The following is a 15,092-nucleotide window of genomic DNA, read 5'->3' on the forward strand; positions in this document are numbered from 1 at the left end:
CGGAGTCTGAGAGGCTTGGCGCCATGAGTCAGCGGACCCTCGCGGGCATCCTTGCGTTGCCCCTCGTGGTGGGGCTCTGGCTCGTTGCCGTGTTCGCGCCGCTGCCCTACGTGACGTACGCCCCCGGAGTCACCGTCGACGTGCTCGGCGAGCGCAGCGGTGTGGAGCTCATCGAGATCGAGGGTCGTGAGACCTACCGCGACGAGGGCGAGCTCCTGCTGACCACCGTCTACGTGAGCCGTCCCGGCACCCGGGTCAACCTCTTCGAGGTCATGGAGGCCTGGATCGACCGCGACACCGCGGTGCTGCCCTACGGCGCGGTCTACGCCCCCGAGCAGACCCGCGAGCAGGTCGAGCAGGAGGGTGCGGTGCAGATGGCCTCCTCCCAGGACATCGCGGTCGCGGTCGCCCTGCAGCACCTCGGCGTGGAGGTGCCCCAGCAGGTCAAGGTGCTCTCCGTCGCGGAGGGCCTGCCGGCCGAGGGGGTCTTCGAGGTCGACGACGTGCTCCGCACGGTCAACGGGAAGCCGGTCGCCACGGCCCAGGACGTGGTCGACGCCGTGGACGCTGCCCAGGACGGGCAGGAGCTCGTGTTCACGGTGGTGCGTGCCGGTCAGGAGCAGGAGCTGCGGGTGACCCCGGCCATGGTCGACGGTGACCGGCGGATCGGCATCACCCCCGGCACCGCCTACGTCCTGCCCGTCGAGGTGGAGATGGCCGTCGATCCTTCGATCGGCGGGCCCAGCGCCGGCCTGGTCTTCGCGCTCGCGGTGCACGACACCCTGACGCCGGGCTCCCTGACGGGCGGCGCGACGGTTGCCGGCACCGGCACACTGGCCGCTGACGGTGCGGTCGGCCCCATCGGCGGCGTGGCCCAGAAGATCGCCGCGTCCCGCGAGGCGGGCGCCGACCTCTTCCTCGTGCCCGGCGCCAACTGCGACGAGGCGCTGGGCGCCCGCAACGGTGACATGCGCCTCGTGCGTGTCGACAACTACAAGGACGCCATGGCGTCGATCGAGGCGTGGGTCGAGGACCCCGACGCCTCACTACCCACCTGTGAGAGGACCGAGGACCAGTGACCCAGGAGCCGATGGAAGGCGCCGAGCCGATGGAGGGCGCCGAGCCGATGGAGGCCACGCTGCCCGATCCCGCACTCGCCTCAGCGGTGCTCGAGGTCGAGGCCCACGTGGGCCGCGAGGGCTGGGACCAGCCCGCCCGTCTGTACGCCCTCGTCGACACCGAACGGTTCGTCGCGGCCGAGCCCCGCATGGCGGAGGCGATGGGCATCGCCGAGACGGTGGTGCCGGGGTCGCTGACCGCGATCGAGCAGGAGCAGTATCCCGCCGAGCAGCCGGTGGAGCAGGTGCTCGAGACCATCGTGTGGCCGCCCACCGTCGACGGTTGCTGCGTCGTCGTCGAGCGACTCGTGCTGCCGCCGGAGGTCGACGCCGAGATCCCCGAGGACCCCGCCGAGGCTGCGACTTTCGCGCGTGAGCACCCGCTGCGCCAGGAGGTGCGGATGGTGGCCGGTGCTACGCGCGCGGGCGCGACCTACTGCGCGTTGCGGTTGAAGGCGCACGACAACGAGGAGTCGGTCGTCGACGGCACCGACCTCGTCCCCGGTCTGGTCGAGCTGGTGCTCGCCACCCTGCACGACGCCGATGACACGGGGGTGCAGGCATGAGCGGCCTCTTCGGTCCCTCCGGACCCGGACGTCCGCCCGGAGGTCGTCCGGCTCCGGTGGCCCCGGGGCCTCCGCAGAAGCGCTCGCGTGCCCTGGTCGTGACGGCCGTCGTCCTGCTCGTCGGCTTCCTGCTGCTCACCGCCTTCTCGTCGTTCTGGACCGAGCGGCTCTGGTTCGCCTCGGTCGACTACTCCGGTGTCTTCACGACGTTGGTGCTCACCCGGGTGGGGCTCTTCGTCGTCTTCGGTGCGTTGATGGCCCTCGTGGTGGGTCTCAACGTTCACCTGGCCTACCGGTTCAGGCCCCTGTTCCGCCCGAGCTCCTTGGAGCAGGAGAGCCTGGATCGTTACCGCGAGGCCATCAACCCGGTGAAGGGGTGGGCGCTGGCGGCGGTCGCCGTGCTGATGGGTGTCTTCGCAGGCGCCTCGGCGGCGGGTCGCTGGCGGGAGTACACCAGCTGGCGCAACCGCGTGCCGTTCGGCAGCGAGGACCCCTACTTCGGCCGGGATGTGAGCTACTACGTCTTCGAGCTGCCGTGGTTGCACTTCATGGTCGACTTCGTGCTGGCGCTGGCGGTCGTGGGCCTCATCGCCGCGCTGCTCGTGCACTACCTCTACGGCGGCATCCGGCTGCAGGCGCAGAGCGACAAGGTCAGCCCGGCCGCGCAGGTCCAACTCTCGGTGCTGCTCGGCATCGCTGTGCTCGCCAAGGCGGCCGACTACTGGCTGGACCGCTACGACCTGCTCACCGAGTCCGGGTCGCTGATCACCGGCATGAACTTCACCGACGACAACGCGGTCCTGCCGGCCAAGAACATCCTGGCCGGCATCGCGGTCGTCTGCGCGATCCTCTTCTTCCTCAACGTGTGGCGTCGCACCTGGATGCTGCCGTCGGTCGGCATCGCCCTGCTGGCCCTCTCGGCGATCTTGCTGGGCATGCTCTGGCCCGGTCTCGTCCAGCGTTTCCAGGTGGCACCGAGCCAGCCCGACAAGGAGGCCGCCTACATCGAGAAGAACATCGAGGCGACCAGGGCTGCCTACAACCTCGACGACATCGAGATCAACCGCTACACCAGCGCGCCCGACCTCGGCGCGGCGCTGGCCCAGCTCGAGACCGGCACTTCCTCGGTGCCGCTGGTCGACCCGCAGCTGGTCAGCCCGACCTTCGAGCAGCAGCAGCAGGTGCGTGCCCACTACTCCGTGGCCGACGTGCTCGACACCGACCGTTACGTGATCAACGGGGAGGAGCGGGCGCTGGTGCTCGGCGTGCGCGAGCTCGACCAGGCCGGCCTCGCCGAGGGTGACCGCAACTGGTCCAACCTGCACACCGTCTACACCCACGGCCACGGCATGATCGCCGCCTACGCCAACCAGCGTCCTGGCGACAACAAGAGCCAGGCATCGGCGATCCAGTGGGCCGAGGGCCAGGAGAGCAGCCAGAACGCGTTGAGCAGCCTCAGCGACGAGCCCTTCGAGCAGCGGGTCTACTTCGGTGAGACCTCGCCGCTCTACTCGGTGGTCGGCCAGGACGAGGAGAATCCCCGCGACGTGGAGCTCGACCTGCCCCGGCAGGAGGAGGGCTCCAGCCCGACCTCGACCTACGACGGCGACGGGGGAGTGCCGGTCGGCGGCCTGGTCAACAAGCTGCTCTTCGCGGTGAAGTACGGCGAGCCCAACTTCCTGCTCTCCAACCGCGTCTACGACAACTCCAAGATCCTCTTCGACCGCAACCCCCGCACGATGGTGGAGAAGGTCGCGCCGTGGCTCACGGTCGACTCCGACCCCTACCCGGTCGTGGTCGACGGACGGATCCAGTGGGTGCTCGACGGCTACACCGCCACCGACAAGTACCCCTTGTCGCAGAAGGAGTCGTTCGAGGACATGATCGACGACTCGCTGCAGGACAACCTGGGCTTCCAGACCCTGCCGACCGACGAGGTCAACTACGTGCGCAACGCCGTCAAGGCGACGGTCGACGCCTACGACGGCACGGTCAAGCTGTACGCGTGGGACGAGGAGGACCCGATCCTCAAGGTCTGGCGCAAGGTCTTCCCCGACACCGTCCTCGACAAGGACGAGATCCCGGAGTCGATCACCCAGCACCTGCGCTACCCCGAGGACCTCTTCAAGGCGCAGCGCTACCAGCTGGCGCGCTACCACGTGACCGACCCGAAGGACTGGTACGCGGGCAACAACCGCTGGGAGGTGCCGGAGGACCCCAACTCCGAGGGCAGCCTGCAGCCGCCCTACCGCCTGTTCGTGAACCCGCTGGGGGAGGACGCGGAGGTGACCGAGCAGACCTGGTCGTTGACGTCGGTCTACGTCCCGCGCAACAAGAACAACCTGGCGGCCTTCGTCTCGGTCAACTCCGATGCGACGAGTGAGGAGTACGGCAAGATCCAGGTGCTCCAGCTCTCCGACGAGCGGACCGACGGCCCCAGCCTGGTGGCCAACAAGATCGGCGCCGACGAAGACGTGCGTGACGAGATCTTCTCGTTCACCCAAGGTGGCATCGACCCGAGGTACGGCAACCTGCTCACCGTCCCGGTGGGCGACGGGTTGATGTACGTCCAGCCGCTCTACGCGCGCCGCGACCAGTCGGAGTCGAGCTACCCGATCCTCAGCTTCGTGCTGGTGGCCTACGGCGACAAGGTCGGCATCGCGCCGACGCTGCGAGGCGCGATCGCCGACGTCCTCGGCGTCGAGGACAACGCCTCCTCCGGCGGTGGAGGCGACGACGGCGAGGGTGGCGACCAGGGAGACGGCGACGGTGGCGAGGCGCCGAGCGGCACCGTCAACCAGCGCATCCGTGCCCTGCTCGCCGAGGCGGAGGAGCAGTTCGAGGCGGCCGACGCGGCCCAGCGTCGCGGCGACACCGTCGCCTGGGCGGAGGCCATCGAGGAGGCCAAGGCCCTGATCAACGAGGCCGTCGAGCTCTCGGCGGGCAACGACTGACGGACGACAGGCCGCCGGCGCCCGGGACATCTCGGGCGCCGGCGGTCCTCCGCCAGCCTGATTTTGGGCACTGGGGGCAGTCGGGTAACGTGAGGTTCACCGACGCGGGGTGGAGCAGCTCGGTAGCTCGCTGGGCTCATAACCCAGAGGTCGCAGGTTCAAATCCTGTCCCCGCTACCAATCAGATGGTGCACCACATCTGAATCTCCCGGACCCGCCACTGGTGGGTCCGGTAGTTCTTCATTCCGGATGTCCTCAGGTGCCGGGGGCCGCTCGACGATCGGATGCACATGCGCAGCGCTCTCCACCTGGGTCACTTCCTGTTGGTGGTGGCCGTGGTCCTGGCGGGCTTCGACCTGCTGAGCGGGCGTGACGGCCTCAACCCCCTCATGGTGGCGCTGCTCGTCGCGGGTGGGTCCCTGACCATCGCGGAGTCCCGAGGCGGAGGCCGCGGAGCCTGACTCGATCCCGCGCGTCTCCGGGTCTCGCGACATGGGACCTGGTGGCACCCAGCGCGGGCCACCACCACGATGTGCGGGTGACCACCTCCGACGTCGACGTGTCGTCGGCCCAGCGTGTCGCCCAGGTGCGATCGGGGCGGAGCCTCACGCCTGACCTTGCGCGCGGCCTGGGCATGGCCGGGGTGGTCCTCGTCAACGCCTCGATGGTCACCGTCGTGCCCGTCCGCTCGACGCTCGACGCGATCGCTGAGTTCGTGGTGACGCTCCTGCTGGAGGGTCGCAGCTGGCCGATGTTCGCGCTCATGTTCGGGTGGGGTCTGGCCGCCTCCGCCGCCAGCCTGGAGCGCCGCGGACTGACGCGACCTCTGGTCCTGCGTACGCTGCGCCGCCGTGGGGGCTGGCTCATCGTCTTCGGCCTGGTGCAGTCGGTGCTCTACTTCAGCCTCGACATCCTGGGCATCTACGGCCTCACCGCGGTCGTGCTGGCCGGCATGGTGTTCTGGTCGTCGCGGGCCCGGTGGACGCTGGTCGCCCTGGCGCTCGTGCCGTGGCCGTTCTTCACCGCCATCGGCGAGGTGTGGCTCGACGACGGTGAGGACACCGGGTGGGAGGCCACGACCTACCTGCTCTCCGTGGCCGAGCGTCTGGCGATCGTCCTCGGCGGCATGTCGGCGGCCACCCTGGCGCTGGCGGTGGTGCCCCCGATGGTGGTCGGCCTCGAGCTCCACCGCCGCGGCGCCCTCCGGCGCCCGGAGGACCACCTCGCCCTGCACCGGCGTCTGGTCGCGTGGGGCCTGCCCCTCGGCCTGCTGGGCGGCCTGCCGTGGGCGCTGGTGGACGCGGGCTGGTGGGGCGCGGGGCAGGGATGGAGCGCCGTCGCCCTCTTCGTGCACCTGGAGACCGGCGTGCTGCAGGGCGTCGCCTACGTGAGCCTCCTGGCTCTTTGGCAGGTGCGCGCAGCGGGGCGACCCGGACGGGCCGGGAGAGCGCTGGCGGCGGTGGGCCAGCGGTCGCTCACCGTCTACCTGGTCCACGCACTGCTGCTGTCGCTGACGCTCTCGCCATGGGCGCTCGACCTCACCTCCAGCCTGTCGCTCGCCGGCACGTACGCCTGGGCGACGGCGGTCTGGCTGCTCTGCGCGGCCCTTGCGCTCGCGCTGCACGCGGCCGGCAGGAGCGGGCCGGCGGAGACAGCCCTGCGACACGTCGTCGCACGGAAAGTTGACTGATTCAAGTTAAGGACTAGGGGTTGTCCCCCTGCCACGACGCCCGACTCGCTGCCGAGCTGCGGAGCGCGTCGTTGCGGGTGACTCGCCCCGCTGCCGGCTCCGGCGGCAGTGAGAGCGAGAACCCGCGATCCCCTCGCCCGAGCCCCAGGTGGCCCGCCCCCGCGGCAACCGCGACTGGTGGCCCAACCAGGTCGACCTCTCGGTGCTGCGCACCAACCAGCCCGGCACCGCTCCGCTGCCCGACGGCTTCGACTACGCCGCCGAGTTCGCGAAGCTGGACCTCGAGGCCTGAGCAACGACTTCTTCTCCACCCTGCTCGACATGGGGACGGAGTGGAAGGCCACGGGCGACGGCACCTACGAGGGCCGCGACCGCGCCACGGGTGAGGTCGTGCGCACCGCCACCCTGGTCGACCTGGTCTTCGGGCACCACTCCGAGCTGCGGGCGCTGGCGGAGGTCTACGCCAGCGACGACGCGCAGGAGACCTTCGTGCACGAGTTCGTCGAGGCGTGGACCAAGGTCATGGAGCGCGACCGCTTCGACCTGCACCGCACGCTCGCCTGACCTGAGCACCACCGGAGCCCCGGTCGCCGTCCCCACGGTGACCGGGGCTCCGGCGCGTCGTGGGGGCGTACGCTCTCAGTCGCGGCTGCGACGGACCGGCCACACGTACGGCAGGTCGTCGGGCACGTCGCCGAAGAGCGGTCCGTAGTGGTCGGGGTCCTTGCGCAGCAGCGACGAGCGGTGGCTGCGGTGGAAGTCCTCGTCACCGAGCCACGGCGGGAGACGGCCGGCCCGGGCGAGCTCGCCCTGGGTGCGCACCCGGGTGATGCCTGCAGCCGCGAGGTCGGCGGCGATGGTGTCGGCACAGGTGTCGGCGTGGCCCCGCCCCGTCCACACCTCGCAGCAGGTGAGGCCGTAGCGACCGACGGCCTCCTCGTAGCCCTTCCACATCAGCACCGCGGGGTGGCGGGCCCACCCGTACCCGGGTCGCAGCAGGCCACGGACGACCTGGATGGCCTCGACGCGCTGCTTGCCGAGGCGCTTGTCGTCGAGCGCGTGGGCCGAGGCCTCGAAGTCGGGGTGGGGCAGGAAGGTCTGCACCTCATTGAGGGTAGAGGGACACCCCCAGCCCGGCGCCCGAGCCGGGAGGTCACGACGACGCGTACGCGGGGAGTGCGCGGGGGTGTACCTCGCGTTGGGGATCTCGGCCTCCAGCACCCAACCGGGGGAGTGGGCGCGACGAACCACCTGTGAGGACCGCACCGGGCGGCCCTGAACTTTCGGGAGGAACCATGAAGATCCGCACCCTCGCAGCGACCCTGGCCAGCGCCGCGCTCCTCGGCACGGGACTGCTCGCCCCCGGCGCCGCCTCCGCCGCGGAGCCCACTGGCGACCGCGACCTCGCCACGGTGCTCACCGGCGACGGCAACCGGTTCGACCGCAACTTCACCGACTACGACATCGTCACCGAGGCCGTGCTGGCCGTCCTCGCCGCCAAGCCCGACAGCGCGGTGTCGGTGCTCACCGACGGCGACGTCGCCCTGACCGCCTTCCTGCCCAACGATGCGTCGTTCAAGCTGCTCGCCAAGGACCTCACCGGTCGCTACCGCTGGTCGGAGAAGGCGACCTTCCAGGCCCTCGTCGACGCGGTCGGCGTCGACACCATCGAGCAGGTCCTGCTCTACCACGTCGTGCCCGGGGCGACCATCGACTCCGCCACGGCCCTGGGCTCCGACGGTGCGGCCCTCGCCACCGCGCAGGGCAGCGAGGTGACGGTCGACGTGCTCTCCAAGCGCTGGGGCATCGTGAAGCTGCGCGACCAGGACCGCAACGACATCGACCCGCTGCTGGTGCCGGGCAAGCTCGACATCAACAAGGGCAACAAGCAGATCGCGCACGACATCTTCCTGGTGCTGCGCCCGATCGACGTCTGAGCGTCCTCGTTCCACGCCAAGAGGCGGTCGCCGGCCATGCCGGTGACCGCCTCGCTGTGTTGGGACGGGGTGAGGGTGGGGGAGAGGTGGCTCAGGCGAGGGAGAGGAAGAGCTTCTCCATCTTCTTGGCGTCGACGCCGTCGAGTCCCTCGTCGCTCTCGGCCAGGCACTGCTGCAGCCCGGTCGCCACGAGGGCGTAACCGGCCCGCGAGAGCGCCTTGTTGACCGCAGCCAGCTGCGTGAGGGCCGACTCGCAGTCCGAGCCCTCCTCGAGCATGCGGATCACGCTGGCCAGGTGACCGTTGGCCCGCTTCATGCGGGTGATGATCGCCTTGATGTCGGTGGGGTCCAGGTCCATCAGTCAGTTCCTTCTTCCAGTCGCGCCAACATGGCGCTGAGTCGTTCGCGGGCGTCGGTGGCGACCTCGCGCAGGGCTTCGCCGGCCTCGTCGCCCCCGCCGAGGGTGACCATGGCCCGCGGGTCGAAGGCCTCGACCACGGTGGTCTCCTCGTCGAGAGCTCGCACCACCACGTTGCAGGGCAGGAGGGTGGCGATCGCGGGCTCCACCTGCAGGGCCTGGTGGGCCAACTGTGGTCGGCAGGCCCCGAGGATGACCTGCGGGGCGACGTCGACGTCCAACTTCTTCTTCAGGGTCGCGCGCAGGTCGACCTCCGTCAGGACCCCGAATCCTGCCTCGACGAGCTCGTCGCGAACCCGGGCGACGGTCCCCTCGTAGGGGCGGCGGACGGTCGTACGCATGGTGTAGTCCGGCACTGGGGACCCTCCTCTGCAGTGATGTGGGCGCGCCTGACGCGCCTTGTCTCCGACAACTGTACAACCCCCTGGGGGGTTCTGCTACTGTATGCGACATCCCCCTGGGGGGTTGATGACAGCAAGAATGAGGAGACGACCCGGAATGCGTGAGATCGACATCGACCGAGCAGCCGCGGTGCACGCAGAGGGCGGCGCGTTCGTGGACGTACGCGAGCCCCAGGAGTTCCGTGAGGGCCACGTCCCGGGTGCGGTCAACCTCCCGATGGGGCGGCTCACGAGCCGCCTCGACGAACTCGACCGCACCCAGCCCGTCCACGTGGTGTGCGCCTCGGGCAACCGCAGCTCTGCCATGACCGACGTCCTGTCGGCCGCTGGCTTCGACGCCGTCAACGTCGCGGGCGGGACCAGTGCCTGGATCCGCGCCGGCCACCCGATCGAGAAATGAGGAACGAGATGAACCCCGACATCGACACCTTGGCCACCGACACCGAGGAGCACCCCTCCGGTGCTCGACTCACCGTCCGCACCCTCGAGACCCCGTCGCTGGGCGACCGCACCTATCTGGTGCACGACGGCGAGGTCGCCTTCATCGTGGACCCGCAGCGCGACATCGACCGGGTCCTGGCCCTCCTCGAGGCCGACGGGGTCCGTCTGACCCACGTCTTCGAGACCCACATCCACAACGACTACGTCACCGGCGGGCTCGCGCTGGCCCGTGAGACCGGTGCCGCCTACCTGGTCAACGCCGCGGACGACGTCGCCTACGACCGCACGCCGATCAGCGACGACGAGGTCGTCGCCGTCGGTGAGACGATGAAGGTCCGTGCGATTGCCACGCCGGGCCACACCTTCACCCACCTGTCGTACGCGCTCAAAACCACGGGCCCCGACGGCGACCAGCCGTACGCCGTCTTCACCGGTGGCTCGTTGCTCTACGGCGCCACCGGGCGTCCCGACCTCCTGGGCCCCGACCACACCGACGCACTGGTCCGCCACCAGCACGCCTCCGCCCACCGGCTGGCCACCGAGCTGCCCGACTCCGCGGAGGTCTACCCGACCCACGGATTCGGCTCCTTCTGCTCGGCCACCCAGTCCGAGGCCACCTCCTCCACGATCGGGGACGAGAAACGCTCCAACCCGGTGCTGACGCAGGACGAGGAGACCTACGTCCGCGAGCTGCTCGACGGACTCGGCGCCTGGCCGGCCTACTACGCCCACATGGGACCCGCCAACGCCGCCGGACCTGACGCGCCTGACTTGTCACCGGTGCAGGAGGCCGACGCGGGCGAGCTGCGCCGCCGCATTGAGGCGGGGGAGTGGGTCGTCGACCTGCGCACCCGCACCGCCTTCGCGGCCGGCCACGCGCCGGGCACGCTCAACTTCGGTCTCGACGGTGCCTTCTCCACCTACCTCGGGTGGCTGATCGAGTGGGGCACGCCCGTGACCCTGCTGGGTGAGACAGCCGACGACGTCGCCGAGGCCCAGCGTGAGCTGGTGCGCATTGGGATCGACCGCCCGGCCGCCCAGGCCACCGGTGGTCCCGAGCGGTGGAGCGACCGGGAGCTGCAGAGCCACCGCACCGCGACGTTCGCCGACCTGGCGCAGGTGCGCCACCACCGCGACGTCGTGGTGCTCGACGTGCGCCGCTCCGACGAGTTCGAGAAGTCCGCCATCGAGGGCGCGGTCAACATCCCCATCCACGAGTTGCCGCGCCGCCTCGACGAGGTGCCCGCCGGTGAGGTCTGGGTCCACTGCGCCGGTGGCTACCGAGCCTCGGTGGCGGCGTCGTTCCTCGCGGCCGCGGGAGCCGAGCTCGTCGCGGTCGACGACTCCTTCGACAACGCAGCCGCGGCGGGACTGCCGCTCGTCGGCAGCGAGGCCGAGGTCGACGCCTGACATGACCGTCGCCCTGGCCGTCGTCGCCGGCGTGCTCATCGGCCTCTCGCTGGGCGCGCTGGGCGGCGGCGGATCCATCCTCGCGGTGCCGGTCCTGGTCTACCTGTTGGGCCAGGACGCGGCGCAGGCCACCACCGGTTCGCTGGTCGTGGTGGGGGTGACGGCGGTGATCGGTGCCGTGACCGCCCACCGCTCCGGCAACGTCAGGCTCGGCCAGGGCCTCGTCTTCGGCATGGTCGCGACCGGAGGTGCGGTCCTCGGGGCGGCGATGTCGACGCGCGTCTCCGGCGACGTCCTGCTGGCGGCCTTCGCGGCGCTGATGCTGGTCGTCGGGGCGATGCTGGTCGTCAAGCAGGTCCGTGGACGCCGCGGCCGGCCGACGGAGTCGGACGTGCCACCCACGGACGACCCGATCATCACCTTCAGTCCGACGTTCGCGTGCCACTGCCCGCGGGCGCTCAAGATCCTGGTCACCGCGACCGTCGTCGGTGCCTTGACCGGCTTCCTCGGTGTGGGTGGCGGGTTCGTCGTGGTGCCCGCCCTCGTGCTGGCGCTCGGCCTGCAGATGCGTCACGCCGTGGGTACGTCGCTGGTCGTCATCGCCGTGACCAGCGCCGTCGCCCTGGCGGTGCGCGCCGGGGCGGACGTACGCCCGGACTGGGGTGCCGTCCTCACCCTCACCGTCGCCTCTGCGCTCGCCGCCGTGGTGGGCGCGCGGCTGGCAGCCCGGATCGACACCGGGAAGCTCCAGGCCGCCTTCACCGTGCTCGTGCTCGCCGTGGCCGTGTTCATGGCTGCGCGGGCGTTGCCCGGACTCGTCTGACACGGCGAGCCGACCCCGTAGGACCCACTGCAAGACCCACTCGTAGAACCCCCAGGAAAATCAAGGAGAAACCCATGTGCCGACCCGTCACCTGCAAGACCTGCCAGAAGACCACGTGGGCCGGTTGCGGCCAGCACGTCGCCCAGGTCAAGGCAGCCGTGCCCGCCAACCAGTGGTGCTCCGGGCACGCTCCCGAGGAGCGCGCCGGCGGGGGCGGCTGGTTCGGTCGCCTCTTCGGGCGCTGAGCTTTCACCAGCCCCGAAGGTAGACATGCCGCTGCCGCCCGGATCACTCCGGGCGGCAGCGGCGTTCGTCGTACGGCGGTTCAGGCCGTCGCGGTTCAGGCGTCGCGGGCCGCACCGATCATCTGCTCCCGGGTGGGAAGCTTCACGCGCAGACGCTGCTCGGCCTCACCCAGGGAGATCTCGTGGGCGTCGATCCGCTCCCAGTCCTCGATCGTGATGAAGTCGACGCCGCGCTCGCGCAGGAAGGCGTCGACGTCGTCGGTGGTGCGGGCCGTCGCGGTCTCGGTGGTGTCGGCCAGGACGTGGCCGACGGTCTCGGCGGCGTCGGACTTGGTGTGGCCGATGAGGCCGACCGGGCCGCGCTTGATCCACCCGGTGACGAAGGTGCCGGGGATCGGGTTGCCGTCCAGGTCGAGCACCCGGCCACCCTCGTTGGGGATGACCAGGTTGCGGCTGTCGAACGGCACGTCGGGCAGGGCGGAGGAGGCGTAGCCGACGGCGCGGTAGACCGACTGCACGGGCCAGTCGGTGAACTGACCGGTGCCGCGCACGGAGCCGTCGCCGACGAGCTCGGTGCGCTCGGTGCGCAGGCCAACGACCTCGCCGTCCTCACCGAGGATCTCGGTGGGGGACTCCATGAAGTGGAGGTGGATGCGGTGCGGCTTGCCCTCGAGGTCGCGGCCGACCCAGTTGGCGAGGATGTCGAGCACGAGCTTGTGGGTCTTGTGCTTGGCGATGTGCTCCATCGAGTGGTCGTCGACCTCGAAGCCCTCGGGGTGCACGATGACCTCGACGTTGGGCGAGTGGTTGAGCTCGCGCAGCTCCATCGGGGAGAACTTGGCGTAGGCCGGACCGCGACGGGCGAAGACGTGGACGTCGGTGATCTTCTTCGACTTCAGGCCGGCGTAGACCTGCGGCGGGATGTCGGTCACCAGCATCTCGTCGGCGGTCTTGGCGAGCACGCGGGCCACGTCGAGGGCGACGTTGCCGACACCGATCACGGCGGTGTGGGTGCCGTCGCCGAAGTCCCAGGTCTGGGCGACGTCGGGGTGCGAGTCATACCAGGAGACGAAGTCGGCGGCGCCGTAGGAGCGCTTCAGGTCCTCGCCGGGGACGTTGAGGTCGCGGTCGGCCATCGCGCCGGTGGCGATGATGACGGCGTCGTAGAACTCGCGGAGCTCCTCGACCTTGAGGTCGTTGCCGAGGTCGACGTTGGCCAGGAGGCGGACCTCGGGCTTGGCGATGATGCGCTGCAGCGCCTTGATGATCTCCTTGATGCGCGGGTGGTCGGGAGCGACGCCGTACCGCACCAGTCCGAACGGCGCGGGGAGGCGCTCGATGAGGTCGACGGAGACGTCGGCCTCGGACTTGGTGAGGATGTCAGCGGCATAGATACCGGCGGGGCCAGCGCCCACCACGGCAACACGAAGAGTCATGGCTCAAGCCTGCGTGATCGTTCAATGGCTCACAACGAGGTCACGCTTGGGTCGTCACAAGATACTCTTGTGAGAGTGTTGTCACCCCACGTCCCGGACCTGCGCGCGCTGGAGCTCCTGCTGACCGTTGCACGCACCCGCAGCATGGGGGCGGCGGCCATCCAGCTGGGCATCACCCAGCAGGCGGCGAGCTCGCGGATCCAGACGATGGAGAGCCTGGTCGGTGAGCCCCTGCTGGTGCGCAGCAAGCGCGGCTCGGAGCTGACGCGCATGGGTGAGCTCGTCGCGCAGTGGGCCGCCCGCGTCGTCGAGGCCGCCGAGGAGCTCGACACGGGGATCGCCGCCCTGAAGATCAACCGGCGTGGTCACCTGGCCGTCGCCGCCAGCCTGACGATCGCCGAGCACCTGCTGCCGGGGTGGATGGTCGCCCTGCGTGCGGCCCGCGTACGCGCGGGGCAGGAGGCGCCGGAGCTGACCATGACGGCGACGAACTCCGCCACTGTGGTCGACCTCGTCCGCTCCGGCACGGTGGACCTCGGCTTCGTGGAAGGACCGGAGGCCCCGCAGGGCCTGCGCTGCCGCCAAGTCGGCGTCGACGAGCTCGTGGTCGTCGTCGGCCCGTCGCACCCGTGGGCCCAGCGGGGTCGGCGCCCGGTCTCGGCGCGGCAGCTGGCGTCCACGCCGCTGGTGGTCCGGGAGGTGGGCTCCGGCACCCGCACCGTGCTGGAGCGGGCGTTGGCCGACCACCAGATGGCGCCGCCCGTGCTCGAGTTCTCCAGCACGATGGCCGTCCGGTCCGCGGTGGCGGCGGGGGCCGGCCCCGCCGTGCTGGGGCGGCACGCCGTGCGTGACGACATCGCCACCCGGCGGCTGGTGGCCGTGCACGTCGCCGGCGTCGACCTCACCCGGGTGCTGCACGCCGTTTGGAACGGCGGCGCCCAACCCCCGCAGGGCCCGGCGCGCGACCTCGTCGCACTCGCCGCGCGGACCGCAGGGTGAGGCGTACGCTCGCGCCGTGACCTCCGACGCCGATCCGCGGCAGCTGCTCGGGACCTGGGCCTTCGAGCGGGTCGTCGACGACCGACGCGCCGGTGAGGCGGTCCACGTCACGGGCTCCACGCTCCTGTCGGAGGACGGGCACGGCATCCGCTGGTCGGAGGAAGGCGTGATGCGCCGCGGAGGTCTCGAGCTGCTGGTGAGCCGGGTGCTCCGACTGGTGCCGGGGGACGAGGGCTGGGTCGTCACCTTCGAGGACGGGCGCGACTTCCATCCGTGGCAGCCCGGGGGAGAGGTGGTCCACCTCTGTGGCGCGGACACCTACCGCGGGACGGTCGAGCTCGGCCTCGACGCGGATGGTGCCTGGAGCGTGACCTGGCGGGTCAGCGGACCGACGAAGGACTACGAGATGGTGACCCGGCTGCGTCGGGCCTGAGGCCCGGTTCCGAGATCGACACCCCCCGGATTTGGACCTGTGGGGGTGACCCCGTACTGTTGGTCTCACGACGCGGGGTGGAGCAGTTCGGTAGCTCGCTGGGCTCATAATCCAGAGGTCGCAGGTTCAAATCCTGTCCCCGCTACCACGACGAAGGCCCGGATCCTCAGGATCCGGGCCTTCGTGCTTCTCCGATCGGACCGCGCGCTTCATGGGGTGGG

18 protein-coding genes and 2 tRNA genes are annotated in these 15,092 nt (G+C 70.5%); 16 read left to right on the forward strand and 4 right to left on the reverse strand.

The genetic code is table 11. The annotated features are described in order from the left end of the window. Positions 1–23: 23 nt before the first annotated feature. From IEQ44_RS02585 to IEQ44_RS02620, 8 genes are all read left to right on the forward strand, one after another. Positions 24–1,079 (forward strand): YlbL family protein, encoded by a 1,056-nt coding sequence (locus IEQ44_RS02585; RefSeq protein WP_193636866.1) that lies wholly within the window; start codon positions 24–26, stop codon positions 1,077–1,079. Next, the gene (locus IEQ44_RS02590; protein ID WP_319804452.1) at positions 1,076–1,684 is read left to right on the forward strand and encodes a PPA1309 family protein; all 609 of its coding nucleotides are present in this window, start codon (positions 1,076–1,078) and stop codon (positions 1,682–1,684) included. The genes IEQ44_RS02585 and IEQ44_RS02590 overlap by 4 nt, the downstream gene beginning before the upstream one ends. After that, a complete protein-coding gene (locus IEQ44_RS02595; RefSeq protein ID WP_193636867.1) occupies positions 1,681–4,638 on the forward strand; it encodes a UPF0182 family membrane protein in 2,958 nt (985 codons plus the stop codon). The genes IEQ44_RS02590 and IEQ44_RS02595 overlap by 4 nt, the downstream gene beginning before the upstream one ends. Before the next feature lie 103 nt (positions 4,639–4,741). Beyond that, a tRNA-Met gene (locus IEQ44_RS02600) sits at positions 4,742–4,818 on the forward strand. Positions 4,819–4,928: 110 nt separating this feature from the next. Beyond that, positions 4,929–5,099, forward strand: coding sequence for a hypothetical protein (locus tag IEQ44_RS02605; protein ID WP_193636868.1), 171 nt, complete (start codon positions 4,929–4,931; stop codon positions 5,097–5,099). Positions 5,100–5,176: 77 nt separating this feature from the next. After that, positions 5,177–6,328 carry a DUF418 domain-containing protein gene (locus IEQ44_RS17810; protein ID WP_193636869.1) on the forward strand — a complete coding sequence of 384 codons (1,152 nt, stop codon included), beginning with the start codon at positions 5,177–5,179 and terminating at the stop codon, positions 6,326–6,328. Positions 6,329–6,476: 148 nt separating this feature from the next. Beyond that, on the forward strand, positions 6,477–6,620 hold the full coding sequence (locus IEQ44_RS02615) for a hypothetical protein (protein ID WP_193636870.1): 144 nt from the start codon (positions 6,477–6,479) through the stop codon (positions 6,618–6,620). 29 nt (positions 6,621–6,649) lie between these two features. Beyond that, complete coding sequence (locus IEQ44_RS02620; protein ID WP_319804453.1) at positions 6,650–6,892, forward strand: hypothetical protein; 243 nt, start codon at positions 6,650–6,652, stop codon at positions 6,890–6,892. 75 nt (positions 6,893–6,967) lie between these two features. On the opposite strand, the gene IEQ44_RS02625 is transcribed toward IEQ44_RS02620, so the two are convergent. Next, the gene (locus IEQ44_RS02625; RefSeq protein WP_319804454.1) at positions 6,968–7,594 is read right to left on the reverse strand and encodes an MSMEG_6728 family protein; all 627 of its coding nucleotides are present in this window, start codon (positions 7,592–7,594) and stop codon (positions 6,968–6,970) included. Positions 7,595–7,623: 29 nt separating this feature from the next. Between IEQ44_RS02625 and IEQ44_RS02630 the strand changes: the two genes are divergently transcribed. Continuing rightward, on the forward strand, positions 7,624–8,265 hold the full coding sequence (locus tag IEQ44_RS02630; RefSeq protein WP_193636871.1) for a fasciclin domain-containing protein: 642 nt from the start codon (positions 7,624–7,626) through the stop codon (positions 8,263–8,265). 91 nt (positions 8,266–8,356) lie between these two features. Here IEQ44_RS02630 and IEQ44_RS02635 read toward each other — a convergent pair whose 3' ends face one another. Further along, positions 8,357–8,623 (reverse strand): metal-sensitive transcriptional regulator, encoded by a 267-nt coding sequence (locus tag IEQ44_RS02635; protein ID WP_193636872.1) that lies wholly within the window; start codon positions 8,621–8,623, stop codon positions 8,357–8,359. Next, entirely contained in the window at positions 8,623–9,039 is a 417-nt protein-coding gene (locus tag IEQ44_RS02640) for a DUF302 domain-containing protein (RefSeq protein ID WP_319804455.1), read from the reverse strand. The genes IEQ44_RS02635 and IEQ44_RS02640 overlap by 1 nt, the downstream gene beginning before the upstream one ends. A 142-nt stretch (positions 9,040–9,181) precedes the next feature. Here IEQ44_RS02640 and IEQ44_RS02645 point away from each other — a divergent pair, with 142 nt between their 5' ends. The 4 genes from IEQ44_RS02645 (at position 9,182) to IEQ44_RS02660 (ending at position 12,003) form a co-directional block, all read left to right on the forward strand. After that, positions 9,182–9,484: a rhodanese-like domain-containing protein gene (locus IEQ44_RS02645; RefSeq protein ID WP_193636873.1), complete on the forward strand. Its 303-nt coding sequence runs from the start codon at positions 9,182–9,184 to the stop codon at positions 9,482–9,484. Continuing rightward, entirely contained in the window at positions 9,481–10,935 is a 1,455-nt protein-coding gene (locus IEQ44_RS02650) for an MBL fold metallo-hydrolase (protein ID WP_227486781.1), read from the forward strand. The genes IEQ44_RS02645 and IEQ44_RS02650 overlap by 4 nt, the downstream gene beginning before the upstream one ends. Before the next feature lies 1 nt (position 10,936). After that, positions 10,937–11,758, forward strand: a complete 822-nt coding sequence (locus IEQ44_RS02655; RefSeq protein ID WP_193636874.1) for a sulfite exporter TauE/SafE family protein — start codon at positions 10,937–10,939, stop codon at positions 11,756–11,758. Positions 11,759–11,832: 74 nt separating this feature from the next. Continuing rightward, positions 11,833–12,003, forward strand: coding sequence for a DUF8730 family Cys-rich protein (locus IEQ44_RS02660; RefSeq protein WP_193636875.1), 171 nt, complete (start codon positions 11,833–11,835; stop codon positions 12,001–12,003). A gap of 95 nt (positions 12,004–12,098) precedes the next feature. Here IEQ44_RS02660 and IEQ44_RS02665 read toward each other — a convergent pair whose 3' ends face one another. Further along, positions 12,099–13,439 (reverse strand): FAD-dependent oxidoreductase, encoded by a 1,341-nt coding sequence (locus IEQ44_RS02665; protein WP_193636876.1) that lies wholly within the window; start codon positions 13,437–13,439, stop codon positions 12,099–12,101. Between the two features lie 75 nt (positions 13,440–13,514). Between IEQ44_RS02665 and IEQ44_RS02670 the strand changes: the two genes are divergently transcribed. The 3 genes from IEQ44_RS02670 (at position 13,515) to IEQ44_RS02680 (ending at position 15,019) form a co-directional block, all read left to right on the forward strand. Continuing rightward, positions 13,515–14,438, forward strand: coding sequence for a LysR family transcriptional regulator (locus IEQ44_RS02670; RefSeq protein WP_319804456.1), 924 nt, complete (start codon positions 13,515–13,517; stop codon positions 14,436–14,438). Between the two features lie 16 nt (positions 14,439–14,454). Then, entirely contained in the window at positions 14,455–14,871 is a 417-nt protein-coding gene (locus IEQ44_RS02675) for a DUF6314 family protein (protein WP_193636878.1), read from the forward strand. A gap of 71 nt (positions 14,872–14,942) precedes the next feature. Further along, positions 14,943–15,019, forward strand: a tRNA-Met gene (locus IEQ44_RS02680). The last annotated feature ends 73 nt before the right edge of the window (positions 15,020–15,092 follow it).

This window comes from Nocardioides malaquae, assembly GCF_015070385.1.
In the GTDB taxonomy this organism is placed as follows: domain Bacteria; phylum Actinomycetota; class Actinomycetes; order Propionibacteriales; family Nocardioidaceae; genus Nocardioides; species Nocardioides malaquae.